The organism is Streptomyces sp. NPDC002643 (genome assembly GCF_053592555.1).
The window spans coordinates 216,760-240,559 of record NZ_JBSFVY010000001.1; the positions used below are offsets into that span (position 1 = coordinate 216,760).

The following is a 23,800-nucleotide window of genomic DNA, read 5'->3' on the forward strand; positions in this document are numbered from 1 at the left end:
GGATCAGCCCTCCTGGGAGCCGGAAGCGGTGCCCGTACGAAGCGTCGTCAGGCCGTGGTCGATGAAGACGGGGACGAGGTCGCCGATGCGGTCGAAGCCGCGGCCGACCGTCTGGCCGAGCGTGTACCGGTAGTGGATGCCCTCCAGGATCACGGCGAGCTTGAACCACGCGAACGCCGTGTACCAGGAGACCGCCGACACATCGCGCCCCGAGCGCGCCGCATAGCGTTCGATCAACTCGACCGGGTGCGGATGCCCCACGGCCGCCGCGGTCGTCGAGACGGGCGAGTCACCCAGCCCGAGCGGCACGCTGTACATCACCAGCAGCCCGAGATCGGTCAGCGGATCGCCGAGCGTGGACATCTCCCAGTCGAGAATCGCCTTGATCCTGTCGGCACCTCCTTCTTGCTCGTTCGCCTCCGCGGCGCTTTCTGCCGGTGTCGAGAGCCCGATCGTGCTCAGCCCTTCGGGCCTCCGCGCGTTCGGACTCTCGACACCGGCGCGCCCCTGCGGCTCACTCGCGGGGCCGAGCAGGACGTTGTCGAGGCGGTAGTCGCCGTGTACGACGGTCGCGGCGGGGGAGTCCGGCAGCTGACGGCCGAGAGCGGTGTGCAGTTCGTCGATGCCCGCCAGTTCGCGGTTGCGGGACGCGTCCAGCTGCTTGCCCCAGCGCCGCAGCTGACGGTCCAGGAAGCCCTCCGGGCGCCCGAAGTCGGCGAGGCCCACCTCGGCGGGGTCGACCGCGTGCAGCTCGACCAGCGTGTCCACCAGCCCCAGGATCGCCGCCCGGGTGCGCTCGGCGCCCAGCGGGGCGAGCTGCTCGGCGGTGCGGTACGGGGTGCCCTCCACGAACTCCATGACGTAGAACGGGGCGCCCAGCACCTTCTCGTCCTCGCACAGCAGTACGGGGCGCGGCACGGGCACATCGGTGGGGTGCAGGGCGCTGATCACCCGGTGCTCGCGCTTCATGTCGTGCGCGGTCGCCAGTACATGGCCGAGCGGCGGACGTCGTACGACCCACTTGGTGACGCCGTCCGTGACCTCGTACGTCAGGTTCGACCGTCCGCCCTCGATCAGCCGGCCGGTGAGCGGACCGGCGACCAGGCCGGGCCGCTCGGTGTCGAGCAGGGCGCGGAGCCGGTCGGGATCGAGACCTGGCGGTTGGTCTGGTCGCATCGTCGCTCCTAGCGGGCGGGTGAAGGGAACGCACCTATGATGCCGACCGGTCGGTATGTCGTCCAGTGGGTGGCGGGGAAGCGACCCGACTCTCGACGGGATACGGCCGGTGGACCGGACCCCGTCGCACTGACCACGACATGGCCGAGGCGCCTGGTGCACGTCAGGCGTGGCAGGTCATCATCTGCCCGCCGTTGACGGTCGCCATGTCCATGAATCCCGCGAACGGGTCCACGCCCTCGCCCTCCGGGTGCCCGTCGAGCTCGGCGTACGCCCGGCGCAGATTGGCCACCAGCCGCTCGCTCTCCGGAAGCGCCGCGAACTCCCCGAGATCCGTGCCCCGGGCCGCCTCCAGGGGAGTGAGCCCGGCCGCGTGCGACTTCTCGGCGACCTCCGCCACAAACCGGATGTACCGCTCGGCCCGGTCGAACGCCGACGGATCGGTGACCGGCCCGTGCCCCGGTACGACGGTCTCCGCGCCCAGCTCCCGCATCAGGGCGAGCGCCCGCAGCGAGCCGCTCAGCGACCCCATCAGGAAGAACGGCGTACCGCCCTCGAAGACGAGATCCCCGGCGAACAGAATCCGCCGGTGCGGCAGCCAGACCAGCGAGTCGCCGACGGTGTGCGAGATCCCGGGGTGGATGATCCGCGCCTCGATGTCCCCGACATGGACGGTCACACGGTCGTCGTACGTGACGTCCGCGCCCTTGATGCTGACGTCCCCGAAGTCGGTCCGGGGCCACAGCAGATGCAGGTGCTGTCCGCTGGCCAGGGCCTCACGGCGGCACGCGGAGTGCGAGACGAGGGTGGCGGCGGGCGTGAAGTAGCCGTTGCCGTAGGTGTGGTCGCCGTGGTGGTGGGTGTTGACGAGGAGGTTCGGCTTCGGGACGCCGGTGGCGTCGAGGGCGGCACCCAGGGCGCGGGTCCGGCGTTCGGTCGCCGCGGTGTCCACCAGCAGCGTGCTCGTCCCGTCGCTCACGAAACCGGAGTTGTTGAGACACCAGCCGCCGTCCGGCTGCACATACGCGTACACATCGCTCGCCAACTCGACGGTGTACGGCTCTTCCGCGGTCATCATGACCCCCTTGGTCCCCCCGATCGTCGCCAACTGGTGCTCAGAGCCTGCCAGTCGACGGCGATCGACGGGAATCCGGGGTGTGCGGAAACACCGCAGGTGAGTGTGCTAGTGCCGGTTACCGGCCGGTCGGCCGACGGGCCTCAGTGGTCGTCCCAGTGGCCCTCGTGCGCGGCGTGACGGTGGCCGTCGTGCACATAGTCCATGTGGTCGCCGTGGGTGACCGCGGCATGGCCGCAGCCCTCGCCGTGCTCATGGGAGTGGCCCTCGTGCGCGGTGTGTCCGCTCGGCTCGCACTCGTCCCAGTGGTCGGAGTGCTCGCGGTGCAGATGACCGTCGTGCGCGTAGTCGGTGTGGTCGCCGTGCGGCACCGGGGTGTGGCCGCAGTCCGGGCCGTGGGCGTGGTCGTGGACCGGGTGTTCCTGATGAAGGGTGGTCATGGTGCTCGCCTTCGGTGGTGCGTGTCGGACACAGGCAGGCTAAGCGCGCGAGTCCCGCTTTTCCCTTTTTGAAACCCCATGCGCCCGCCAAGGGGTGCCCACTTTTCGGTCAGGGTGTCCGGAGGGCGGCTCAGAACAGGTGCCGGCTCCGAACAGGTGCAGGGTCAGAACACCAGCGCCGCGCCGCACGCCGCGAGGGCGACCGTGCACAGGACGGCCACCGCGGCGACCCGGGGCGCGAGGGCGGTCGGCCGGGGCCGGGCGAGGGCGGTGATCCGCCGGTGGGCGAGGCCGAGGAAGGCCGGCCACAGTGCCGCGCAGAGGGCGGCGGCGGCCACACCGGGTACCGAGGGGCCGTCGTGGAGCGCCGATTTCATGGCCAGTACGGCGACCGCGGCGGCCGTGAGGGTCGTACGCCGCCACGCCAGGCGGGTGCGCTCGGGCTGCAGCCCCGGGTCCCGTTCCTCGGCGGCCGGGCGCCCGGGGGTCATCCCTCCCACCCCAGCAGGACGACCACCACCATGGCGATCGCGACGACCGCCACGACCAGGCCGAGCACCGCCGGGAAGCGGGACACCGGCAGATCCGCGCCGCGCCGCATCGCCCGCTCGCACCGCACCCAGTGGTTCACCGCGCGGAACGCACACAGGACGCCCGCGGCGAGCAGCGCCAGTGCCAGACCGACCCGCCAGCCCCAGCGGAGGTCCGGCAGGAACTGGTCCACCGCGAAGCCGCCGCCGATCAGCGCGAGCGCGGTCCGCAGCCAGGCGAGGAAGGTCCGCTCGTTCGCCAGCGAGAACCGGTAGTCCGGGGTCTCTCCTTCGCCCCGGATCTCCTCCGGGGCGAACCAGAGACGGACGTTCCGTACGAAATCGATCATGTGTTGGACATTATCGGTTGGGTGCCTAATAGCTCGGGGGTGGGGTTGTCGGGCGACTGCGGGTGGGTGGGGGCTGGTCGCGTAGTTCCCCGCGCCCCTAAAAGACACGGCCCCTGCGGGCCGAAAAGCACGGGGCGCAGCCCCTGCTTTTCAGGGGCGCGGGGAACTGCGCGAGCAACCACACACCACCCGTAGTCGCCCGACAACCTTCGCCCCCCGAGCTATTAGGCGCCACCCCCGAGCTATTAGGCGCCCCGCAGCCGCAGCCGATCCCACGCCGCCATCCCATCCGGCACCCACTCCCACTCCCCGAGCCGCCGCTCGATCTCCCCCTCCGTCAGGAAGTCGTACCAGGCGACTTCCTCCAGCTGCGGCCGCACAGGCACCTCGCAGCGCACCTCGTACACCGCCGACCACCACGTACGGTCGGCCCCGTCGTCGTACAGGAACTTGAAGAGCGGGGTCGGCCGCGGCAGGCCGGTGACGCCGAGTTCCTCCTCGGCCTCGCGGAGGGCGGCGGCGTCGTAGGACTCGCCCGCGCCGACGACTCCGCCGACGAAGAGGTCGTACAGGGAGGGGAAGATCAGCTTCGTGGGGGTCCGGCGGTGGACGAAGATCCGCCCCTCGCCGTCTCTGGCCAGGACGAACACGGCCCGGTGTCGCATCCCGCGCGCGTACACCTCACCGCGCGGGGCCTGCCCGATGACCTGGTCGTTCTCGTCCACGATGTCGAGGATCTCGTCGGCGGCGCTGCTCATGCCCCCATCCAAGCAGGCTCCGTCCACGCGGGCCGCGCATCCAAGCAGGCCCGTCGCCAGGCCGTCGCCGGGCTCCCTCAGGCCGTCCCCTCGGCGGCGGCCGGCCGTAGCTGTCCCACCGGCTCCGCGCGGCCCCCGGCCGCCCCGCACGGCATCGCCGGGTGCATGCCCAGCAGGACGACGCCGGCGACGATGCCCGCGAGGCCCGCCGTCTCCCAGGCGAGGGCGCCGGGGTCGGTGTTCAGCCGGTCGCCGAGGAAGCCGACTCCGCAGGCGATGCCCGCGAGGGGCTGGGCGGCGGTCAGGGCGGGCAACGACATCCGCAGCGGTGCCGTCTCGAAGGCGCTCTGCACGAGGAGGAGCCCGGTGACGCCGAGCAGCAGGACACCGTACGGCTGCCAGGTGGTGAACAGGCCGCCCCAGCCGTCCTCGGCGAACCGCTGGCCGCTGACCCGGGTGAGCGCGTCCTGGACGCCGTAGAGGAGCCCGGCGGCGACGGCCAGCAGGGCCGGCGCGGCGCCCAGGCGGGAGCGCTTGGCGTAGGTCGTCATGAGCAGGGCGAGGCCCAGCATGACGCCGATGATCAGCCACTGCCGGAACGGGTCGCCGTGCGCGTCGCCGCCCTCCGGCCGGCCGGCGACTATGAACGCGCTCACCCCGCCCGCGAGGAGCATCAGCCCCGCCCAGCCCTGGCGGCCCAGCCGCTGTCTGGTGCGGCGGCGGGAGAGGGCGAGGGCGAAGAGGAGGTTGGTGGCGAGGAGGGGTTCCACCAGGGAGACCTCGCCCTGCCCGAGCGCGATCGCGCCGAGTGCCATACCGCACACCATCAGCCCGATGCCGCCGAGCCAGCGCGGCACCCGGATCAGGTCGAGCAGCAGCCGGGGCGAGAGGAAGTCGCTCAGCGGCGCGTGCGAGGCCGCCTGCTGCTGAAGGACGAAACCGAAGCCCAGGCAACAGGCGGCGCTCACGGCGAGGATCAGGACGAGAACCGACACGCTGGGTACCTCGGACGATCAGGAGGGGACATAACGGGCAATGTGCGTGTCTTGGAACTCTAACCGCCCGGCTGTGGGCTGTCCGTAAGACGAGACACATCCACGCAGTTGACTAGGTCACTTCCGTGCCGAAGGATCTGATGCCACAAAGCTGCTGACCGGCCAGTAACAAAGCGCCGGGCGGTGCCTGTTCCGCTCTGCCCCGGCCCGCCCGCGCTTGCCTGACCCGTTCCCGAGAGGACGTCCTCCATGTCGTACGACGCAGATGTGATCGTGATCGGGGCGGGCCTCGCCGGGCTCGCGGCGACCGCGGAGCTCGTCGACGCGGGTCGCAAGGTGATCCTCCTCGACCAGGAGCCCGAGCAGTCGATCGGCGGCCAGGCGCACTGGTCGTTCGGCGGGCTCTTCTTCGTCGACTCGCCCGAGCAGCGCCGGCTGCGGATCAAGGACAGCCACGCCCTCGCCCTCCAGGACTGGATGGGCACCGCCGCCTTCGACCGCGAGGAGGACCACTGGCCCCGCAAGTGGGCCGAGGCGTACGTCAACTTCGCGGCCACCGAGAAGCGGTCGTGGCTGCACAAGCAGGGCGTCCGCTTCTTCCCCGTGGTCGGCTGGGCCGAGCGCGGCGGCTACGACGCGGGCGGCCACGGCAACTCCGTACCCCGCTTCCACATCACCTGGGGCACCGGGCCGGGGCTGGTCGCGCCCTTCGAGCGCCGGGTGCGGGAGGGCGTGGCCCGGGGGCTCGTCCAGCTGAAGTTCCGGCACCGCGTGACCGGGCTGTCGCGCAGTGCCGGGGCCGTGGACACCGTCACCGGCGAGATTCTCGAACCCTCGACGATCGAACGCGGCCAGGCCAGCAGCCGTACCGTCACCGGCGCCTTCGAACTCAAGGCCCAGGCGGTGATCGTCACCTCCGGTGGCATCGGCGGCAACCACGATCTCGTCCGCGCCAACTGGCCGAAGCGCCTCGGCAACCCCCCGGAGAAGATGATCTCCGGCGTGCCCGCGCACGTCGACGGCAAGATGCTCGCCATCGCCGAGGAGGCGGGCGCGCACCTCATCAACCGCGACCGGATGTGGCACTACACCGAGGGCATCCAGAACTGGAACCCCATCTGGGAGAACCACGGCATCCGTGTCCTCCCCGGCCCGTCCTCACTCTGGCTCGACGCACGCGGCAAGCGACTGCCGGTCCCGCTCTTCCCCGGCTTCGACACCCTCGGCACGCTCGAACACATCATGAGGACCGGGTACGACTACACCTGGTTCGTCCTCGACCAGAAGATCATCGGCAAGGAGTTCGCCCTCTCCGGCTCCGAGCAGAACCCCGACCTGACCGGCAAGTCCATCCGCGATGTGCTGGGCCGCGCCCGCGCGGACGTGCCCGGCCCGGTGAAGGCGTTCATGGACCACGGCGTCGACTTCGTCGTCGAGAAGGACCTCGGCGCCCTCGTCCGGGGCATGAACGCGCTCACCAAGGAACCGCTGATCGACGAGGCCGACCTGCGCCGCGAGATCGTCTTCCGTGACCGCGAGGTCGCCAACCCCTTCACCAAGGACCTCCAGGTCATGGCCATCCGGGGCGCCCGCAACTACCTCGGCGACAAGCTCATCCGCACCGCCACCCCGCACCGCATCCTCGACCCCAAGGCGGGCCCGCTGATCGCCGTCCGCCTCAACATCCTCACCCGCAAGACCCTCGGCGGCCTGGAGACGGACCTCTCCTCCCGCGTCCTCACCGAGGGCGGCGACCCACTGGAGGGCGTGTACGCCGCGGGCGAGGCGGCCGGCTTCGGAGGCGGCGGCGTCCACGGCTACCGCTCGCTGGAGGGCACCTTCCTCGGCGGCTGTCTGTTCTCCGGCCGTACGGCCGGCAGGGCGGCGGCCAAGGCGACGGCCTGACGCCCGCGCCCGGGGCGCCTGCCCGGGCCGGATGACGAAATTCTGACGAGTTCCCGCCGTCGCTGGCCCGACAGCGGCGGCGGATGTTCGAATCGGTATGTGAACCCTGAACATCCCCCGGCAGAGGAACACCCCGAACCGGCAGCCGAAGAGCGCGGCGCCCCCATCGGACGCCGCATCCTCCTCGGCACCCTCGGCCTGGGCGCCCTCGGCGTGGTCTCCGCCCCCGTGCTCCAACGCGGCCTCGAAGCCTTCCTCGGCGAGGCCGCGTCCAAGGACCCCACGGGGCTGACCGGGCTGCTGCCCAACGGCGGCGGCTTCCGCTACTACTCGGTCACGTCGTCCGTCCCCCGCAAGAACGCCGACACCTACCGGCTCACCATCGACGGCCTCGTCGACAGGCCGACGTCGTACACCCTGGACGAACTGAGAGCCCTGCCGCAGACACGCATGGTGAAGGACGTGCAGTGCGTGACCGGCTGGCGGGTGCCCAAGACACCGTTCGAGGGTGTACGACTGTCCGCGCTGCTGGACGCGGCCGGGGTGAAGTCGTCGGCCGGCGCGGTCCGCTTCACCTGCTTCGACGGCGCCTACAGCGAGAGCCTCACCCTCGAACAGGCCCGCCGCGCGGACGTCCTGGTCGCCCTGCGGATGCAGGACAAGGACCTCGGCCACAACCACGGCGGCCCCGTACGCCTCTACGTCGCCCCCATGTACTTCTACAAGTCGGCCAAGTGGCTCTCCGGCATCACCCTCACGGAGAAGGTCCGGCCGGGCTACTGGGAGAACCGGGGCTACGACATCGACGCGTGGGTCGGCCGATCGAACGGGCGGGACGATGAACCGACGACCTGAGGCCCCACCCTTGGAGCCGACCGAGCCGACCGAGCCGACCGAGCCGACCGAGCCGACCGAGCCGACCGAGCCGACCGAGCCGACCGGAGTCTCGGAGGCGCCCGGTGAGGCCCGCGTCCGGCGCTTCACGGTCGCCGAACGCTGGATTCACCGCACGACCGCCCTGCTGATGGGCGTGTGCGTGGTGACGGCGGCCTGTCTGTACGTCCCCGCGCTCGCCGAACTGGTCGGCCGCCGGGCCCTGGTGGTCACGGTCCACCAGTGGACGGGCCTGCTCCTGCCCGTCCCGGTCCTCGCGGGCCTCGCCTCCCGCGCGTTCCGCGCCGACCTGGGCCGACTGAACCGCTGGGGCCCGCACGACCGCGTCTGGCTGCGCGCCGCCCGCCGCCGTCTGCCCGGACCCCGCCCGGCCGCCAAGTTCAACGCGGGCCAGAAGCTCTACGCCTCCTGGATCGCCGGCGCGACCCTGGTCATGCTCGCCACGGGCCTGATGATGTGGTTCACCCACCTCACCCCCCTGATGTGGCGCACCAGCGCGACCTTCGTCCACGACTGGCTGGCCCTGACCATCGGCATCGTCCTCGCCGGCCACATCGGCATGGCCCTGGGCGACCCGGAAGCCAGACGGGGCCTGCGTACGGGCCTGGTCAGCGAAGAGTGGGCCGACCGCGAACATCCGCTGTGGCGGCCGTAGCCACCACAGCGGACCGGACGACAGACCCTGGATCGTCCCTGGACCACCCCTAGATCACCAGCGACAACAGCAGCACGATCGCCCCCGCCACCACCGAGACGATCGTCTCCATCACCGACCAGCTCTGATGGTCTGGCCGACCGTCATGCCGAAGTACTCCTTGACCATCCAGAACCCGGCGTCGTTGACATGGCTGAAGAAGAGGGAGCCGGCGCCGATGGCGAGGACCAGCAGGGCGGTGTGGGTGGTGGACATGTCGGCGGCGAGCGGGGCCACGAGGCCGGCCGCCGAGATCGTCGCGACGGTCGCCGAACCCGTGGCCAGCCGGATGGCCACCGCGATCAGCCAGGCCAGCACCAGCGCCGGGATCGACCAGTCCTCGGAGATCTCCAGGATCATCCGCCCGACCCCGGAGTCGATCAGCGTCTGCTTGAAACCGCCGCCCGCGCCGACGATCAGCAGGATGCCCGCGATCGGCGCGAGGGACGTCTCCACGGTCGACCCCAGCCGCTCCTTGGTGAACCCGGCCGCCCGCCCCAGCGTGAACATGCCCACGAGCACCGCCGCCAGCAGCGCGATCAGCGGCGAGCCGGCGACGTCGAAGACCCGCTGCACCATGTTCTCGGGGTCGTCCACGACGATGTCCACCAGCGCCTTGGCCAGCATCAGGACCACGGGCAGCAGGACGGTCGCCACGGTCGCGCCGAAGCCGGGCCGCTTCCTCAGTTCCTCCGAGGGCCTGGACTGGATCATCCGCTCCGGCACCGGTACGTCCACCCGCCGCGCCGCGTACTTCGAGAACGGCGGACCGGCGATGATCACCGTGGGTATCGCCACCAGCAGGCCCAGCGCCAGCGTCACGCCCAGGTTGGCCTTCACGGCGTCGATCGCGACCAGCGGACCGGGGTGCGGCGGGATGAGCCCGTGCATCACGGACAGACCCGCGAGGGCCGGGATGCCGATCCGCATCAGCGAGTAATTGCCCCGCTTGGCGACCATCAGCACCACCGGGATCAGCAGCACCATCCCGACCTCGAAGAACAGCGCAGCCCGATGACCGAGGCGATCAGCACCATCGCCCATGGCATCGCCCGCCCCCGGGCCCGGGCGAGAATCGTGTCGACGATCTCGTCGGCGCCCCCGGAGTCCGCGAGCGGCTTGCCGAGGACCGCGCCCAGCGCGATCAGCACACCCACCCCGGCCACGATCGCACCGAGCCCGGTGGTGAAACTCGCGATCGCCTTGTCCAGCGGCGCCCCCGCGAACGCGCCCAGCGCGAGCGAGCCGATGGTCAGCGCCAGAAAGGCGTGCACCTTGAACTGGGTGATGAGGACGACGATGACGGCGATGCCGAGCAGTACGGCGATCCCGAGTTGAGCGTGCCCCGCCGAGGTGATCGGCTCGACGGGGTCCGCAGCTACGACGCCCGAGCAGCTACGAAGTCGAGCGCTACGACGTCGGGCCCGGCCCCCGCAGCGCGGTGAACGCCCGCTCGGTGATGTCCTCGGGGCTGCCCTCGACATCCACCGCCACACCCGCCTCGTCCGCCGCGAGCGGCTGCAGCGTGGCGTACTGCGAGTCGAGCAGCGCCGTCGGCATGAAGTGCCCCTGCCGGTGCGACATCCGGTCCTCGACGAGTGAGCGTTCGCCGGTGAGGTGGACGAAGACGACCCCGGGCGCGGCGGCCCGCAGCCGGTCCCGGTAGCCGCGCTTCAGCGCGGAGCAGCTGACCACCCCGCCGAGGCCCGCCCGGTCGTGCGCCCACTGGCCGATGGCGTCCAGCCAGGGCCACCGGTCCGTGTCGTCCAGGGGAATCCCGGCCGACATCTTGGCGATGTTGGCCTCGGGATGGAAGTCGTCGCCCTCGGCGTACGGCACACCGAACCGGGCCGCGAGCAGGGGACCGATCGTGGTCTTCCCGGTGCCTGCCACGCCCATCACCACGACGACGGGAGGGGTACCCATCACTACCTCGCTTGTCCACACCGACTTCAGAGCCGACAACCGAGTCGGCCGACACCTGTCGTCGACAACCCGTCGACGACGGGGACGTCACCCGACGTCCACGACACTGAAGCCCATTAGGTACGACGAATTCAAGCCCCGTCCCCAAATAAGTCTGACTTTTTCTTCGCTTCCGTCGACTCGTACCCTGATCCCCATGAGCACAGCGGGCCGGGGGCTGCACGGCCGAGTACTGGAGAGCCTCGGGCCGGCGATCACCGCGGGCGAGTACCCGCCGGGCAGCGTGCTGCGCACCGACGAACTCGCCCAGACCTTCGAGGTGTCCCGCTCGGTGATGCGCGAGGCGGTCCGCGTCCTGGAGTCCATGCATCTGGTGGAGTCCCGCCGCCGGGTGGGCGTGATCGTCCGCCCGACCGCCGAGTGGAACGTCTACGACCCCCAGGTCATCCGCTGGCGGCTGGCCGGCTCCGACCGCCCCCGTCAGCTGCGCTCGCTCACCGTGCTCCGCTCGGCCGTCGAACCGATCGCTGCGGGACTCGCGGCGCGCAACGCCACCGCCGAGCAGTGCGCCGAACTCACCGAGTGCGCCCTCGGGATGGTCGCCAACTCACGCGGCCACAGGCTGGAGGGCTATCTCCGGCACGACGTCGCCTTCCACCGGATCATCCTCAACGCCTCCGGCAACGAGATGTTCGCCCGGCTCGGAGATGTGGTCGAAGAGGTCCTGGCGGGGCGCACCCATCACGAGGTCATGTTCCATGACCCCGACCCGGCCGCCGTCACCCTCCATGTCCAGGTCGCCGAGGCGATCCGCGAGGGCGACCCCGCGCGCGCCGAACACCTCACCCGTGAGATCACCGAGGGCGCCCTCAAGGAACTGGACATCCTGGCCCCCAACGGCCAGACCGCAGCCGCCGATTGACCTGTCCGCAGTCCCGGGCACCGGGGGACCTGTCCGTGATCCCCGGGGGCCGGGCCTACTCCGGGAACTCCCCGTCCACGTACACCCACGCCCCCTCCACCCGCTCGAACCGGCTGCGCTCCTGCAGCGCCCCGCCCCGGTACGAGGCCCGGAAGGTGACGGTGCCGGTGGTGTGGAAGGCCGACCCCTCGCTGGTGCCGAGGATCTCCAGCCCGGTCCAGCGCATGGCGGGATTGAGGCCGAGGCTCGCGGGGCGCGTCCGGGGATGCCAGGTCCGCAGCAGATACGCCTCGTCGCCCACCACGAACGCGCTGTACCGGGACCGCATCAACGCCTCGGCGGTCGGCGCGACGGCGGTGCCCGCAGGGGTCATACCGGCCGGGGCTGTCCGGGCCGCCGAGTGGAAGCGGCCACAGCAGCGGTCGTAACTCTCCGGGAGCCCACAGGGGCAGGGCCGACCGCCGTACGACGAGGCCCCGGACGAGGCCCCGGCCACCACCCGGCCCGAAGACCTCGGCTTCCCGGCGCCCTTGGCAGAGCCCGCCGACGTGGACCTGGACCTACGACGCGACGACATGCCCCCATTCTGCCCGCCCCCGCCCTGCCCCCTGCCCCAGGCCCGTCCTGCCCGGCGCCAGGTCGCCGTGGTCTCAGGCGATCAGGTCGGCGACGGCCGTACGGATCGCCGGGAGCCGCGCGTACAGCGTGCCGCCGGGGCAGTCGGTGGCCGCCCAGTTGCGGTGGCCGGAGATCGCGGGCCCGTCCCAGATGGCGCCGCTGACGGGGTTGACGTAGACGACCTTCTCCTGCAGCGGGTCGATGGAGTGCCGTACGGCCAGTTCGGCGAGCAACTGGACGAGGGCGCCCCGCGCGGCGGACGTCGGCGCGGTGTCGTTGAACGAGCCCAGCAGGCAGATTCCGACGTTGCCCGAGTTGTACCCGCCGATGTGGGCGCCGGTGACCAGCCGCCCGGCGGCGTTGTGCGCGGGGTCCCCGTCGGTGCCGGACCAGCGCCCTTCGTAGACCCGGCCGCTCGCGTCGATCAGGTAGTTGTAGCCGATGTCGCCCCACCCCTGGGTGACCGCCTGGTCGCGGTAGATGGTGCGGACCCGGGCCGCGGGGTCGGCCTCGCCGTTCGGACTGTCGGTGTGATGGACCGACAGCGTCTGGACGGGGTAGTACTCGCCCGGCCAGGTCTCGCTGCCGTCCGCTTCGAAGCGCAGGCTCTCGTCGGCGCCCCAGTCCGCCCGGGTCAGCAGTACGTAATCAGCCATGGCTGACGAGGCGGTGTTCGCGGCGGCCGGACGGGTCAGCGCTCCGGTCACGACGGCGGCACCGAGCGCCCCCAGCAGCGTGCGCCGACCTAACGACTTGGCAGGACCGGTGGGATCGGAGTGTCCGAAGTTCATGTCAACCCTTCTGAAGCGGCGGCGCGGTGTCGGCCCGTGGGCGCGCATCACGGGCATCACAGGCATCACAAATCACAGGAATCACAGATCGAGGTCGCACACATAGCTCGTGCTGGTTGCCCAAGTGCGCAGACCGGTCCAGGTGTTGATGCCGACGTACCCGTCGTCGACGAGGCCGGCGCAGGACTGGAACCTCAGGGTCGCGGTGTTCGAGAGCGGCCCGAACTGGCCGTCGACGTCAAGGTTGTCGCCCGACATGGACAGATTCAGATAGCACTGGGCGAGCATGACGGCGGACGGGGTGGTCGTGTCGACGGAGCCCTGGGAGACCGTGGGCGGGGGCCAGCTGGTGTCCCAGTAGCGGGCGGCGCAGTGATCGTCGATCCGCGGCGCGGCGTTCGCGCTCGGGGCGGCGCCGGCCATCCCGGTCAGCGGCAGGGCCGCCGCGGCGAGGAGCACCGCGATCCGGTTCTTCGTTCTCATACGTGACACTCCAAGGTGTCGGTCCGCGATCGCGGAGCCGTACTGGCGTGTCTCGATGGTCCCGACGGCCCATGGCCACTGTCATGCTCATTCGAACCAGGCCGAAAAACGCAGGCAGAGGCCCGAACCCGAGGAACGAACGGGACGTTCCGCTTCCCCTCCTGCCAAGCCAGCCCTGCCCTACGCCGACCCCGCGTTCGTCGGCGGATAGGTCGGCCGGGCCGGCACGGCAGGCCCCTTCAGCGGTGGGCGGGACGGCGGCGTGGGCAGCGGCGGCAGGGCCGGCTCGTGCAGCCACGCCTCGAAGAGACCGTCCAACGGACCCTCGGCGTACCGAGCGGCGTGCGCGGTGAACGTCGCCGTCGTGACCGAACCGCCCCGATGGACGCCCGACCACCCCTTCAGCATGCGGAAGAACGCCGGATCGCCCATGGCACAGCGCAGGGCATGGACCGTGAGCCCACCGCGCTCGTACAGACGATCGTCGAACATCTGCTTGCGCCCGGGGTCGCCGATGCGCAGGTCCTGGGGCAGCCCGGCGAGCTTCCGGTGGGCGGCGGCGGCCAGTTGCTGTGCCGTACGGTCGCCCGAGCGCTCGGACCACAGCCACTCGGCGTACTTGGCGAAACCTTCGTTCAGCCAGATGTGCCGCCAGTCGGCGATGGACACGTTGTTGCCGAACCACTGATGGGCCAGCTCATGCGCGACCAGCCGCTCCGAACCCCGCACCCCGTCCACGTGGTTGGCGCCGAACAGCGACAACCCCTGCGCCTCGACGGGGACATCGAGCTCCTCCTCGGTCACCACGACCGCGTACTCCCCGAACGGGTACGGGCCGAAGAGCTCCTCGAAGAGTTCCATCATGGCGGGCTGCCGCGCGAAGTCCCTGGAGAACTGCGGCAGGAGATGGGCCGGGATGTGCCCGGTCTGCGGGATACCGCCGGGCCTCGGGTCGCCCAGCACCACCGTCTGGTACTTGCCGATCGACAGCCCCACGAGATAGCTCGACGTCGGCGCCGACTGCTCGTACACCCATGTCGTCGTGGACGCCTTCGCCGTACGCGTGAGCAGCCGTCCGCCCGCGACCACCTGGTACGCGGAGGGTGTGGTGATCGAGATGTGGTACGAGGCCTTGTCGGCGGGCCGGTCGTTGCACGGGTACCAGGACGGCGCCCCGGTTGGCTGGCTCGCCACCAGCGCCCCGTCGGTCAGCTCCTCCCAACCGAGGCCGCCCCAGGGGCTGTTGACCGGCTTGGGATTGCCCGACCACTGCACCTCGACGGTGAACGCGGCCCCGGCCCGTATCGGCTTCGCCGGGCGGATGCGCAGCCTGCCGCCCCGGTGGGTGTAGTGCGGGGCGCGGCCGTCCACCCGTACCCGGCCGATCTTGAAGTCGGCCAGGTTCAGCTGGAATTCGGGGAGCGCGGCCCGGCCCGCTATGGCGTTGAGCCGGGCGGTGCCGGACAGCCGGTTGGGACCCGGGCGGTAGTCCACGGCCAGCTCATACCGGTGCACCCGGTAACGAGGGTCGCCGTTCGCCGGGAAATACGAGTCCTGACCCACTGCCTGCTGTACCGCCACCGCTGCGTCTGCTCCCCGCTCCGCGCTCGTACGACTTCCATGGTCCCCCGAGGTTCCATGGTCCCCCGAGGCGGCGTGGGCCGCCTTCAGCGTCGCCATGCCTCGATGGGGTTGCCCAGCCACCGGGTGTCGTCGGGAACGGACTCCGCGGCCATGACCAGCGACGCCGGCCCCAGCGTGGTGCGGGCCCCGACCACGCTGCCGGGCAGGACGATTCCGCCCGGGCCCAGGGTGGCACCCTCACGGAGTTCCACAGTATCCGTCCGCAAGATCCGGTCGTGGAAGAGGTGGGTCTGGAGCACACACCCCCGGTTCACCGTGGCACCGTCGCCGAGGACCACCAGATCCGTCTCCGGCAGCCAGTAGCTCTCCACCCACACCCCCTTGCCGATCCGGGCACCGAGCCCGCGCAGCCAGGCGTTCATCAGCGGCGTTCCGGGCACGGACCCGGCCAGCCACGGCACGGCCAGCACCTCCACGAAGGTGTCCGCCAGCTCGTTGCGCCACACGAAACCGCTCCACAGCGGATGCTCACCGGCGCGGTGACGTCCCACCAGCAGCCACTTCGCGACGATCGAGAGCAGCGCACCCACGGCCCCCGCGCCCAGCAGCACCACACCGGCGAGCAGCCACGCCCACCCGCCGAGCGCGCTCAGCGCGGCCACGGTCAGCACCGCCAGCCCGGCCGAGCAGAACACGGGAACGATCCGGCACAGCTCCACCAGGGCCCGCGCCCACAGCAGCCGCGCGGGCGGCTCATAGGTGCGGCTCTGGTCGGCGTCGGCCGCCGCCCGGGGCAGCTTCACCGGCGGCAGCCCCAGATACGAGCTGCCCTTCTTGGCCTTCTTCGGCGTCGCCGACAGCACACCCACGAGCCCGCCGTCGGGGACCGAGCGGCCCGGCGCGGTCATCCCGGAGTTCCCGAGGAACGCCCGCCGCCCGATCTCGGCCCGCCCGATCCGCATCCAGCCACCGCCCAGCTCGTACGGCGCGGTCAGCGTGTCGTCCGCGAGGAACGCCCCGTCACCGACGGTCGTCAGACTCGGCAGCGCCAGAACCGTGGACACCTCGGCGCCCCGCCCGATCCGCATCCCGAGCAGCCGCAGCCACACCGGCGTCACCAGACCGGCGTACAGCGGGAACAGGGTCTCGCGCGAGCGGTCCATCAGTTGCGTGACCGTCCAGGCCTGCCAGCCGACCCTGCTGTGCGTGGGATGCGCGCCCTCGCGCAGCCCCAGGCTCAGCAGCCGTACGGAGACCAGGAGCAGCAGCGCGTAGGCGGCGCCGAAGGCGAGGGTGGCGGGGACGAGCGCGAGGGCGGTGCCCCGCAGGGCCTCGCCGAGCCCGGCCTCCGGTGACACGAACAGGGAGACGACGGCGAGTGCGGCGGCCAGGGCGATCAGCGGCAGCGCGGTCAGTCCGATGCCGGTCGCGCTGTAGAGGGCCCGCCAGAACAGGCCCCGCTGCGGGCGCTGCTCGGGCCAGTTCCGCTTGGCCTTGCCCAGCTTGACGGCGGGGGCGCCGGCCCAGCGCTGTCCGGTGGGGATCTGCCCGGCTACGGCGGAACCGGGCGCGACCTCGGCCCGCTTGCCGACCCGGGCGCCCGGCAGCAGCATGCTCCGCGTCCCGACCACGGCCCCGGCGCCCACCTTCATGGCGCCGATCTCCAGCCGGTCCCCGTCCAGCCAGTACCCGGAGAGGTCCACCTCGGACTCCACGGCCGCGCCCCGCCCGAGCTTGAGCAGCCCGGTCACCGGCGGCAGCGTGTGCAGATCGACATCGGCGCCGACCTTGGCACCCAGGGCACGGGCGTACCGCTCCAGCCAGACCCCGGTCAGCGAGGTCGCTCCGGAGAACTCGGCGAGCCGTTCGGCCGTCCAGAGCCTGAGGTGCACGCTCCCGCCGCGCGCGTACCGGCCGGGCTGGACGCCCCGCAGCAGCAGCCGGGCACCGCCCGCGGCGATCGCGAGCCGCCCCGGCGGAGTGAAGAACAGCAGGGCCCCCGCCCCGACGGCCCACCAGGGAGCGGTCGGCAGCCAGGCGTACGACCCGAGGAGGTTCCCGAACGCCGCCAGGGGCACGAACCAGCGCATGCCGAGCAGCGTGAAGAGGGGGAGCAGCAGCAACGACTGCACGATCCGCGCCCGCACCGGCACGGGAGTCACCGTGCGCCGGGCCCCGTCCTCCTGGCCCGACTCCTCCAGATACCGGGCCAGCTTGCGCAGGGTCGGCCGCTGGTAGATGTCCAGCACGGCCACGCTCGGGTAGCGGACGCGCAGCCTGGTCGTCAGCTGGGCGGCGGCCAGACTGCCACCGCCGATCGCGAAGAAGTCGTCCTCCGCGCCGCCCACCGGCACCCCGAGCACCTCGGCCCACTGCTCCGCGAGCCACGCCTCGGTTCCGTACAGCTCCTCGGCGGGCCCGGCGCTCTCCAACTCGGGCAGCGGCCACGGCAGCGCGTTCCGGTCGACCTTGCCGGAGGTCCGGGTCGGCAACTCGGACACGGGCGCCAGCAGCGGCACCAGCGCGGCGGGCAGCTCGGCCCGCAACTTCTCCACGGCCGCCGGCTGGTCCCACCCCTCCTGCGTGACGACATAACCCACGAGCAGTTGGTTGCCGCCGCGCGCGGTCCGTACGGCCGCCGCCGCGCCGGCGACACCGGGCAGGGCCTGGAGGGCCGCGTCGACCTCGCCCAACTCGATCCGGCGACCCCCGAGCTTGATCTGCTCATCGGCCCGCCCGAGGAAGACCAGCCCCTCCGGCTCGGCCTTGACGAGATCACCGCTGCGATACGCCCGCTCCCAGCCGAGGGATTCCAGCGGCGCGTACTTCTCCGCGTCCTTCTCGGCGTCGAGATACCGGGCGAGCCCCACACCGCCGATCACCAGCTGTCCGCTGCTGCCCATCGGCACCGGCTCCCCGGCCTCGTCGACGACGGCCAGCTCCCAGCCGTTCAGCGGCAGCCCGATCCGGATCGGCTCCTCACCGGTCATGAGCGAGGCACAGGCCACGACGGTGGCCTCGGTCGGCCCGTAGGTGTTCCAGACCTCGCGTCCCTCGGTCACCAGCCGCTGGGTCAGCTCCGGCGGGCAGGCCTCACCGCCGAAGATCAGCAGCCGGACGTCGGTGAGGGTGTCCGGCTCCCAGAGGGCGGCCAGGGTCGGCACGGTGGAGACGACGGTGATCTCCTGCTCGACCAGCCAGGGCCCGAGGTCGGCGCCGCTCCTGACCTGGGAACGCGGCACCGGCACCAGACAGGCCCCGTACCGCCAGGCCAGCCACATCTCCTCGCAGGACGCGTCGAAGGCCACCGACAGACCCGCCATCACCCGGTCGCCGGGCCCGATGGGCTCCTCGGTGAGGAACAGCTCGGCCTCGGCGTCCACGAACGCGGCGGCACTGCGATGGCTGACGGCGACACCCTTGGGCTTGCCGGTCGACCCGGAGGTGAAGATGATCCACGCGTCGTGCTCGACACCGGGCCGCCCGGCCGGTGCGTCCGAGGCGCCCTGCACGGTGATCGTGTGCCCGGCGCCGACGACCGCCCGTACCTCCGCCTCCCCGAACACCAGCTCGGCCCGCTCGTCGGGGTCCTCGGCGTCCACGGGGACATAGGCGGCACCGGCCGCGAGGACGGCGAGGATCGCCACGTACAGGTCGTTGGTGCCGGACGGGACTCGGACGCCGACCCGGTCGCCGAGTCCGACGCCGGCGGCGGCCAGCTTCCGCCGCAGGGTCCCCACCTCGGCGGCAAGCGCCCGGTAGGTGAGGCGGCGCTTTCCGTCGTCGAGCGCGGGCTCGTCCGGGTAGGAGCGTACGGACGCCTCGAAGACGTCGACGAGCGTGCGCGGCGCCGCCGCCTGCCCCGCCGTGAAGCGCGCGAACCCGTCGAATCCCCCGGTCAGTTCTCCGTCGAGCAGCGTGAGGCTGGGACTTTCGTAAACGGCGGCCATCGGTTCCTCGCCTCTCGAACCCGGACCATCCGGGAGCGCCGGCGGGCCCACAGGTCTGCCTGGGGATGTTTCCGTCCCGGCGCGAACAAGCCCAATACTTTAGTGCCGGGGTGACTACAGCGCGTCGTATGGGCCAAGCGGAGGCATCCGTTCAGCAGCCGGAATGTGCGGAGACACCCCATCTGACCTGTGGCTTTACCCGCCGAAGGAGATGTCGCCCACAGTTGTTGCAGGCCGGTGGAAGACGGCGGATGCGGGGCGCGCGCACCGGCGCTCCACCGCGAACAGAAACGGACCCCCGCGGTGACTTTCGTCAGCCTCGGGGGCCCGATCGATATCTCTGAAGTGTCCGAGGGGGGACTTGAACCCCCACGCCCGATAAAGGGCACTAGCACCTCAAGCTAGCGCGTCTGCCATTCCGCCACCCGGACAAGGTGTCTGTCGTGCGGGGTTTCCCCCGCGGCGACGAAGGAAACACTACCAGGCTTTGGAGGGCCCCCGATCACACCCCGTTCCCTGGGACCGGGAGGTGGTGAACGCCGTGTTACGGGACGGTCCGGCTCTTGGGGCGACGGGCGGGGCAGGAGGAGGATGAGGGGGAACCACCAGCAGCGACAGCGGGAGGAACCAGCGTGAGCGACACGGACACGGCCAGGCACGTGACCGGCGAGGACGAGGTCGTCGACCTCTGCCGCGAGCTGATCCGGATCGACACCAGCAACTACGGCGACCACTCGGGCCCGGGCGAGCGCGTGGCCGCCGAGTACGTCGCGGAGAAGCTCGCCGAGGTGGGGCTCGAACCGAGGATCTTCGAGTCGCACCCGGGCCGCGCCTCCACGGTGGCCCGTATCGAGGGCGAGGACCCGTCCCGGCCCGCGCTGCTCATCCACGGCCACCTGGACGTGGTCCCGGCCAACGCCGACGACTGGACCCACCACCCCTTCGCCGGTGAGGTCACCGACGGCTGCGTCTGGGGCCGGGGCGCGGTCGACATGAAGGACATGGACGCGATGACCCTCGCGGTCGTCCGCGACCGGCTGCGCAGCGGCCGCAGGCCCCCGCGCGACATCGTCCTCGCCTTCCTCGCCGACGAGGAGGCCGGCGGCACCTACGGCGCCAAGCACCTGGTGAAGAACCACGCCGATCTCTTCGAGGGCGTCACCGAGGCGATCAGTGAGGTCGGCGGTTTCTCGTTCACGGTGAGCGAGGAGCGGCGGCTCTATCTGATCCAGACGGCCGAGAAGGGCATGCACTGGATGAAGCTGACCGTGGCCGGGACCGCCGGGCACGGCTCGATGATCCACCGGGACAACGCCATCACCGAACTCTCGGAGGCCGTCGCCCGCGTCGGCCGGCACACGTTCCCCGTCCGGGTCACCAAGACCACCCGCGCCTTCCTCGACGAACTCGGCGACGCGCTCGGCACCGAACTCGACGCGGAGAACATGGAGGGCACCCTCGCCAAGCTCGGCGGTATCGCCAAGCTCATCGGCGCGACCCTCAGCAACACCGCCAACCCCACCCAGCTCGGCGCCGGTTACAAGGTCAACGTCATCCCGGGCGAGGCCACCGCGCACATCGACGGACGGTTCCTGCCCGGTTACGAGGAGGAGTTCCTCGCCGACCTCGACCGGCTGCTCGGCCCCAAGGTGCGCCGCGAGGACGTCCACGCCGACAAGGCGCTGGAGACCTCCTTCGACGGGGCGCTCGTCGAGGCCATGCAGTCCGCGCTGATCGCCGAGGACCCGACCGCCAAGGCCGTCCCCTACATGCTCTCCGGCGGCACCGACGCCAAGTCCTTCGACGACCTCGGTATCCGGGGCTTCGGTTTCGCCCCGCTCAAGCTGCCGCCGGAGCTGGACTTCGCGGGCATGTTCCACGGCGTCGACGAGCGGGTGCCGGTGGAGGGGCTGAAGTTCGGGGTCCGCGTCCTCGACCGGTTCATCGACGCGTCCTGAATTTCCCCGCACCCTCCCCACGGCTTTGAAACATTCCGAACCAGCCGGAACCAGCCGTGTTCTGTCCGGAATTGTGCGCTGAAACGAGACTTCACTATTCGGCAGCGCGTACGAGGGCCGACCGGAGCGGGTGAATCGGACCATAAGCTCGTAGCTCCATTACTCCCTCCTCGTTACAGGTGATGCGACTCGCTACTACGGGCCGCTTTGCCAACAAGGAGGAATAATGATCAAGAAGGTCGTCGCTGCTGCGGCTGCCACCGGTGGTCTGGTGCTCGCGGGTGCGGGCCTGGCTGTCGCCGACGCCGGTGCCCAGGGTGCCGCCATCGGTTCCCCGGGTGTCGCGTCCGGCAACGTCGTCCAGGTGCCCGTTCACGTCCCCGTGAACGTGTGCGGCAACACGATCAACGTGATCGGGCTGCTGAACCCCGCCTTCGGCAACACCTGCATCAACAAGTGACGTTGTGCCTCACCCGATAAGGGTTCGATAACCGTCGGCCCCGGAGTGCGCGCCATGCACTCCGGGGCCGACTGGTCTCCGAGAAAAGGCGCGAAAGTCGGAAAAGTAGATCAAGGTACAACGTCGAAGGCAGGTAAATCAGCAATGCGACAGGTCACCCGCAAAGGCCTCATGACGGTGGCGGCGGCCTCCGGCGTACTCGCCGCGGTCGGCGGAACCGCCCACGCCGACTCCGGCGCCCAGGGCTCCGCCACCAACTCGCCGGGTGTGCTCTCCGGCAACACCGTCCAGGCGCCGGTCGAAGCCGAGGTCAACGTCTGCGGCAACACCGTCAACGTGGTCGGCCTGCTCAACCCGGCGGCGGGCAACAAGTGCTCCAACGGCGGCGGGGGCGGCAAGCACGCCAAGCCCGGCGGCGGCCACGGCGGCGGTCACCAGGGCGGCGGCCACGGCTCGTCGTACGGCGGTGGCTCCCAAGCGGACGGGCACGCCACCAACTCGCCGGGTGTGCTCTCCGGCAACACCGTCCAGGCGCCCATCCACGCGCCGGTCAACGTCTGCGGCAACAGCGTCAACATCATCGGCGTCGGCAACACGGCCGTGGGCAACGACTGTTCCAACGGCGGGGGCGGCAACGGCGGCGGTCACCACGGCGGTGGTCACTCAGGCGGCGACGGCGGCTACGGGTCGTCGCACGGCGGCTCCCACGCCGACGGGTACACGAGCGATTCACCGGGCGTGGGCTCCGGCAACACCATCCAGGCCCCGGTGAACGTGCCGGTCAACGTGTGCGGCAACAGCGTCAGCGTGGTCGGGATCGGCAACGGGGTCACGGACAGCGACTGCGGGAACTCGGGCGGCGGAGGGGCGCACGAGATCCCTGGCGGCAACCAGCACAACCCGCCGACCGAGCCCGGACAGCCGGCCCCGCAACTGCCCGAGCAGCCGGGGCAGCCGGGCGAGCCGGGCAACCCCGGTCAGCCGGGCAAGCCGGGCGAGGAGGTGCCCGGCGGCGACACCAACACCCCGGGTACGCAGACCGTCACCGAGCCCGACGTGGTCGGGGCGCTCGCCCAGACCGGCGCCGAACTCCCGCTCGGCCTCGCGTTCTCGGTGGGCGCGGGCACGCTGATCGGCGGCGCCCTGATCTACCGCAAGGCCAAGGCCGCGGCCCAGTAGCCGTACGGGGAAAACGGAGCGGGCCCCGCATCAGCGGGGCCCGCTCCGTTTCGATCTGCCCACCTACCACGTGGCGCGCACCTGGCGGATGATCCGTCGGCGCAACCGCACCCTGCGGCTGCCATCGCGCAGCAGGCTCAGTCGGTCCAACTCCCAGTGTCCGTACTCGGCATGGTCCGTCAGCAGGCGTGTGGCGTCCTTGCGGGAGACCCCGCGAGGTACGTACACGTCGACAAATTCGTATTCCGGCATCGGTATCTATTGTGCGGGCTGGGGCCCCATACGGATAGCGTCTGCACTATGTCTGATGCTGCGCAGCCCACCGCTGCCGAGGTACGCGCCGCCGCCGAGGCGGTCAAGACCGCGCTCGACCGCCATCTCGCGGCTGTCGAGCAGAGGACGGGCGAGGACGACCCGGCCGTCTACGAAGCGTTCAACGAGCTGGCCGCCGCCGCCGAGGAGTACGACGAACTGCTCTACGACCGCTACGACGAGGTCACTCCCTTCGAGATCCCCGGCACGGAGGACATGCCGCCGTACACCGGCCCCGAGGAACCCGGCGCGCTCAGTGTGCTGATCCGCCGGGACTACACGGTGGCCGAGCCGCAGCGGCTGCTGGCCCAGGCGCAGCGGGTGGAGGCCGCGGAGGAGCCGGCCGTCTCCGACGGGGCGTCGCCCACCGTCCACGGGGCGCTCGGTGTTCTCTTCGGGGAGTACGAACCGGACGAGATCGCCTCCCGCCACAAGGAGTTCGGCCTTGAGGAGGGCGACTCCACGCTCTGGGTGACCGCCGCCGACGACACCACCGAGCCCGGTGAATGGCTGGAGGCCCCCTTCGACCAGGTCGACCCCCAACGCGTCGTCTGCCGCTTCGACGTCAGCGCGGTCTTCGACGACGAGGACGAGGAAGAGGCCGAATCGCTGGAGGACGACCTGGACCTCGAACTGGACGACGAGGAAGACCTGGAACCACTGGACGCGGAGCGCCGGTAGCAGGTGCCGGGCGCCCAGTAGCTCGGGGGTACCTGCTGTAAGGCGACTGCGGGTGGTGTGTGGTTGCTCGCGCAGTTCCCCGCGTCCCTCTGAGGCCTCCGGCCTCAGAGGGACGCGGC

22 protein-coding genes, 1 tRNA gene and 1 pseudogene are annotated in these 23,800 nt (G+C 71.1%); 8 read left to right on the forward strand and 16 right to left on the reverse strand.

Features of this window, described 5'->3' with window-relative positions; translation table 11 throughout:
• Nucleotides 1-3: 3 nt before the first annotated feature.
• From ACWD4G_RS00945 to ACWD4G_RS00975, 7 genes are all read right to left on the reverse strand, one after another.
• Nucleotides 4-1,176, reverse strand: a complete 1,173-nt coding sequence (locus ACWD4G_RS00945) for a phosphotransferase family protein (RefSeq protein WP_451289932.1) — start codon at nucleotides 1,174-1,176, stop codon at nucleotides 4-6.
• A 163-nt stretch (nucleotides 1,177-1,339) separates the two neighbouring features.
• Nucleotides 1,340-2,251, reverse strand: a complete 912-nt coding sequence (locus tag ACWD4G_RS00950; RefSeq protein WP_451289933.1) for an MBL fold metallo-hydrolase — start codon at nucleotides 2,249-2,251, stop codon at nucleotides 1,340-1,342.
• Between the two features lie 143 nt (nucleotides 2,252-2,394).
• A complete protein-coding gene (locus tag ACWD4G_RS00955) occupies nucleotides 2,395-2,691 on the reverse strand; it encodes a hypothetical protein (RefSeq protein ID WP_451289934.1) in 297 nt (98 codons plus the stop codon).
• A 164-nt stretch (nucleotides 2,692-2,855) separates the two neighbouring features.
• The gene (locus ACWD4G_RS00960; RefSeq protein WP_451289935.1) at nucleotides 2,856-3,182 is read right to left on the reverse strand and encodes a DUF202 domain-containing protein; all 327 of its coding nucleotides are present in this window, start codon (nucleotides 3,180-3,182) and stop codon (nucleotides 2,856-2,858) included.
• Nucleotides 3,179-3,571: a YidH family protein gene (locus ACWD4G_RS00965; RefSeq protein ID WP_451289936.1), complete on the reverse strand. Its 393-nt coding sequence runs from the start codon at nucleotides 3,569-3,571 to the stop codon at nucleotides 3,179-3,181. Before ACWD4G_RS00965 ends, ACWD4G_RS00960 begins: the two co-directional genes overlap by 4 nt.
• Before the next feature lie 245 nt (nucleotides 3,572-3,816).
• Complete coding sequence (locus ACWD4G_RS00970; protein WP_451289937.1) at nucleotides 3,817-4,329, reverse strand: NUDIX hydrolase; 513 nt, start codon at nucleotides 4,327-4,329, stop codon at nucleotides 3,817-3,819.
• Nucleotides 4,330-4,406: 77 nt separating this feature from the next.
• Entirely contained in the window at nucleotides 4,407-5,324 is a 918-nt protein-coding gene (locus tag ACWD4G_RS00975) for a DMT family transporter (protein WP_451289939.1), read from the reverse strand.
• Between the two features lie 249 nt (nucleotides 5,325-5,573).
• On the opposite strand from ACWD4G_RS00975, the gene ACWD4G_RS00980 reads away from it, so the two are divergent.
• From ACWD4G_RS00980 to ACWD4G_RS00990, 3 genes are all read left to right on the forward strand, one after another.
• A complete protein-coding gene (locus ACWD4G_RS00980; RefSeq protein WP_451289940.1) occupies nucleotides 5,574-7,229 on the forward strand; it encodes an FAD-binding dehydrogenase in 1,656 nt (551 codons plus the stop codon).
• A 99-nt stretch (nucleotides 7,230-7,328) separates the two neighbouring features.
• A complete protein-coding gene (locus tag ACWD4G_RS00985; protein ID WP_451289941.1) occupies nucleotides 7,329-8,084 on the forward strand; it encodes a molybdopterin-dependent oxidoreductase in 756 nt (251 codons plus the stop codon).
• Complete coding sequence (locus ACWD4G_RS00990) at nucleotides 8,068-8,778, forward strand: cytochrome b/b6 domain-containing protein (protein WP_451289943.1); 711 nt, start codon at nucleotides 8,068-8,070, stop codon at nucleotides 8,776-8,778. The genes ACWD4G_RS00985 and ACWD4G_RS00990 overlap by 17 nt, the downstream gene beginning before the upstream one ends.
• Nucleotides 8,779-8,827: 49 nt before the next feature.
• Here the strand turns inward: ACWD4G_RS00990 and ACWD4G_RS00995 are convergent.
• Nucleotides 8,828-10,175: pseudogene (locus tag ACWD4G_RS00995) on the reverse strand (GntT/GntP/DsdX family permease).
• A gap of 52 nt (nucleotides 10,176-10,227) precedes the next feature.
• On the reverse strand, nucleotides 10,228-10,743 hold the full coding sequence (locus ACWD4G_RS01000) for a gluconokinase (protein ID WP_451289944.1): 516 nt from the start codon (nucleotides 10,741-10,743) through the stop codon (nucleotides 10,228-10,230).
• A 196-nt stretch (nucleotides 10,744-10,939) separates the two neighbouring features.
• Between ACWD4G_RS01000 and ACWD4G_RS01005 the strand changes: the two genes are divergently transcribed.
• A complete protein-coding gene (locus ACWD4G_RS01005) occupies nucleotides 10,940-11,665 on the forward strand; it encodes a FadR/GntR family transcriptional regulator (RefSeq protein ID WP_451289945.1) in 726 nt (241 codons plus the stop codon).
• 55 nt (nucleotides 11,666-11,720) lie between these two features.
• Here ACWD4G_RS01005 and ACWD4G_RS01010 read toward each other — a convergent pair whose 3' ends face one another.
• From ACWD4G_RS01010 to ACWD4G_RS01035, 6 genes are all read right to left on the reverse strand, one after another.
• Complete coding sequence (locus tag ACWD4G_RS01010) at nucleotides 11,721-12,242, reverse strand: YchJ family protein (RefSeq protein WP_451289947.1); 522 nt, start codon at nucleotides 12,240-12,242, stop codon at nucleotides 11,721-11,723.
• Nucleotides 12,243-12,315: 73 nt separating this feature from the next.
• Nucleotides 12,316-13,074 carry an N-acetylmuramoyl-L-alanine amidase gene (locus ACWD4G_RS01015; RefSeq protein ID WP_451289948.1) on the reverse strand — a complete coding sequence of 253 codons (759 nt, stop codon included), beginning with the start codon at nucleotides 13,072-13,074 and terminating at the stop codon, nucleotides 12,316-12,318.
• 81 nt (nucleotides 13,075-13,155) lie between these two features.
• The gene (locus tag ACWD4G_RS01020) at nucleotides 13,156-13,557 is read right to left on the reverse strand and encodes a peptidoglycan-binding domain-containing protein (RefSeq protein ID WP_451289949.1); all 402 of its coding nucleotides are present in this window, start codon (nucleotides 13,555-13,557) and stop codon (nucleotides 13,156-13,158) included.
• A gap of 180 nt (nucleotides 13,558-13,737) precedes the next feature.
• Nucleotides 13,738-15,138, reverse strand: coding sequence for a M1 family metallopeptidase (locus tag ACWD4G_RS01025; RefSeq protein ID WP_451290273.1), 1,401 nt, complete (start codon nucleotides 15,136-15,138; stop codon nucleotides 13,738-13,740).
• A gap of 86 nt (nucleotides 15,139-15,224) precedes the next feature.
• Nucleotides 15,225-19,091 carry a Pls/PosA family non-ribosomal peptide synthetase gene (locus tag ACWD4G_RS01030; RefSeq protein ID WP_451289950.1) on the reverse strand — a complete coding sequence of 1,289 codons (3,867 nt, stop codon included), beginning with the start codon at nucleotides 19,089-19,091 and terminating at the stop codon, nucleotides 15,225-15,227.
• A gap of 346 nt (nucleotides 19,092-19,437) precedes the next feature.
• A tRNA-Leu gene (locus ACWD4G_RS01035) sits at nucleotides 19,438-19,522 on the reverse strand.
• Between the two features lie 201 nt (nucleotides 19,523-19,723).
• On the opposite strand from ACWD4G_RS01035, the gene ACWD4G_RS01040 reads away from it, so the two are divergent.
• From ACWD4G_RS01040 to ACWD4G_RS01050, 3 genes are all read left to right on the forward strand, one after another.
• Nucleotides 19,724-21,049, forward strand: a complete 1,326-nt coding sequence (locus ACWD4G_RS01040; RefSeq protein WP_451289951.1) for a M20/M25/M40 family metallo-hydrolase — start codon at nucleotides 19,724-19,726, stop codon at nucleotides 21,047-21,049.
• Nucleotides 21,050-21,275: 226 nt separating this feature from the next.
• Entirely contained in the window at nucleotides 21,276-21,509 is a 234-nt protein-coding gene (gene chpH / locus ACWD4G_RS01045) for a chaplin ChpH (protein WP_099965647.1), read from the forward strand.
• 144 nt (nucleotides 21,510-21,653) lie between these two features.
• Entirely contained in the window at nucleotides 21,654-22,688 is a 1,035-nt protein-coding gene (locus ACWD4G_RS01050) for a chaplin family protein (protein ID WP_451289953.1), read from the forward strand.
• A 63-nt stretch (nucleotides 22,689-22,751) separates the two neighbouring features.
• Here ACWD4G_RS01050 and ACWD4G_RS01055 read toward each other — a convergent pair whose 3' ends face one another.
• Nucleotides 22,752-22,940, reverse strand: a complete 189-nt coding sequence (locus tag ACWD4G_RS01055) for a DUF5703 family protein (protein ID WP_005485166.1) — start codon at nucleotides 22,938-22,940, stop codon at nucleotides 22,752-22,754.
• A gap of 48 nt (nucleotides 22,941-22,988) precedes the next feature.
• Between ACWD4G_RS01055 and ACWD4G_RS01060 the strand changes: the two genes are divergently transcribed.
• Nucleotides 22,989-23,681: a hypothetical protein gene (locus ACWD4G_RS01060; RefSeq protein ID WP_451289954.1), complete on the forward strand. Its 693-nt coding sequence runs from the start codon at nucleotides 22,989-22,991 to the stop codon at nucleotides 23,679-23,681.
• The last annotated feature ends 119 nt before the right edge of the window (nucleotides 23,682-23,800 follow it).

Coding starts and splice junctions, on each gene's coding strand:
- ACWD4G_RS01020 (WP_451289949.1), bottom strand. CDS start 13,557: ATGAGAACGAAGAACCGGATCGCGGTGCTCCTCGCCGCGGCGGCCCTG.
- ACWD4G_RS00955 (WP_451289934.1), bottom strand. CDS start 2,691: ATGACCACCCTTCATCAGGAACACCCGGTCCACGACCACGCCCACGGC.
- ACWD4G_RS01030 (WP_451289950.1), bottom strand. CDS start 19,091: ATGGCCGCCGTTTACGAAAGTCCCAGCCTCACGCTGCTCGACGGAGAA.
- ACWD4G_RS01005 (WP_451289945.1), top strand. CDS start 10,940: ATGAGCACAGCGGGCCGGGGGCTGCACGGCCGAGTACTGGAGAGCCTC.
- chpH (WP_099965647.1), top strand. CDS start 21,276: ATGATCAAGAAGGTCGTCGCTGCTGCGGCTGCCACCGGTGGTCTGGTG.
- ACWD4G_RS00980 (WP_451289940.1), top strand. CDS start 5,574: ATGTCGTACGACGCAGATGTGATCGTGATCGGGGCGGGCCTCGCCGGG.
- ACWD4G_RS00990 (WP_451289943.1), top strand. CDS start 8,068: ATGAACCGACGACCTGAGGCCCCACCCTTGGAGCCGACCGAGCCGACC.
- ACWD4G_RS01050 (WP_451289953.1), top strand. CDS start 21,654: ATGCGACAGGTCACCCGCAAAGGCCTCATGACGGTGGCGGCGGCCTCC.
- ACWD4G_RS01060 (WP_451289954.1), top strand. CDS start 22,989: ATGTCTGATGCTGCGCAGCCCACCGCTGCCGAGGTACGCGCCGCCGCC.
- ACWD4G_RS00970 (WP_451289937.1), bottom strand. CDS start 4,329: ATGAGCAGCGCCGCCGACGAGATCCTCGACATCGTGGACGAGAACGAC.
- ACWD4G_RS00945 (WP_451289932.1), bottom strand. CDS start 1,176: ATGCGACCAGACCAACCGCCAGGTCTCGATCCCGACCGGCTCCGCGCC.
- ACWD4G_RS00950 (WP_451289933.1), bottom strand. CDS start 2,251: ATGACCGCGGAAGAGCCGTACACCGTCGAGTTGGCGAGCGATGTGTAC.
- ACWD4G_RS01015 (WP_451289948.1), bottom strand. CDS start 13,074: ATGAACTTCGGACACTCCGATCCCACCGGTCCTGCCAAGTCGTTAGGT.
- ACWD4G_RS01000 (WP_451289944.1), bottom strand. CDS start 10,743: ATGGGTACCCCTCCCGTCGTCGTGGTGATGGGCGTGGCAGGCACCGGG.
- ACWD4G_RS01055 (WP_005485166.1), bottom strand. CDS start 22,940: ATGCCGGAATACGAATTTGTCGACGTGTACGTACCTCGCGGGGTCTCC.
- ACWD4G_RS01010 (WP_451289947.1), bottom strand. CDS start 12,242: ATGTCGTCGCGTCGTAGGTCCAGGTCCACGTCGGCGGGCTCTGCCAAG.
- ACWD4G_RS00960 (WP_451289935.1), bottom strand. CDS start 3,182: ATGACCCCCGGGCGCCCGGCCGCCGAGGAACGGGACCCGGGGCTGCAG.
- ACWD4G_RS00965 (WP_451289936.1), bottom strand. CDS start 3,571: ATGATCGATTTCGTACGGAACGTCCGTCTCTGGTTCGCCCCGGAGGAG.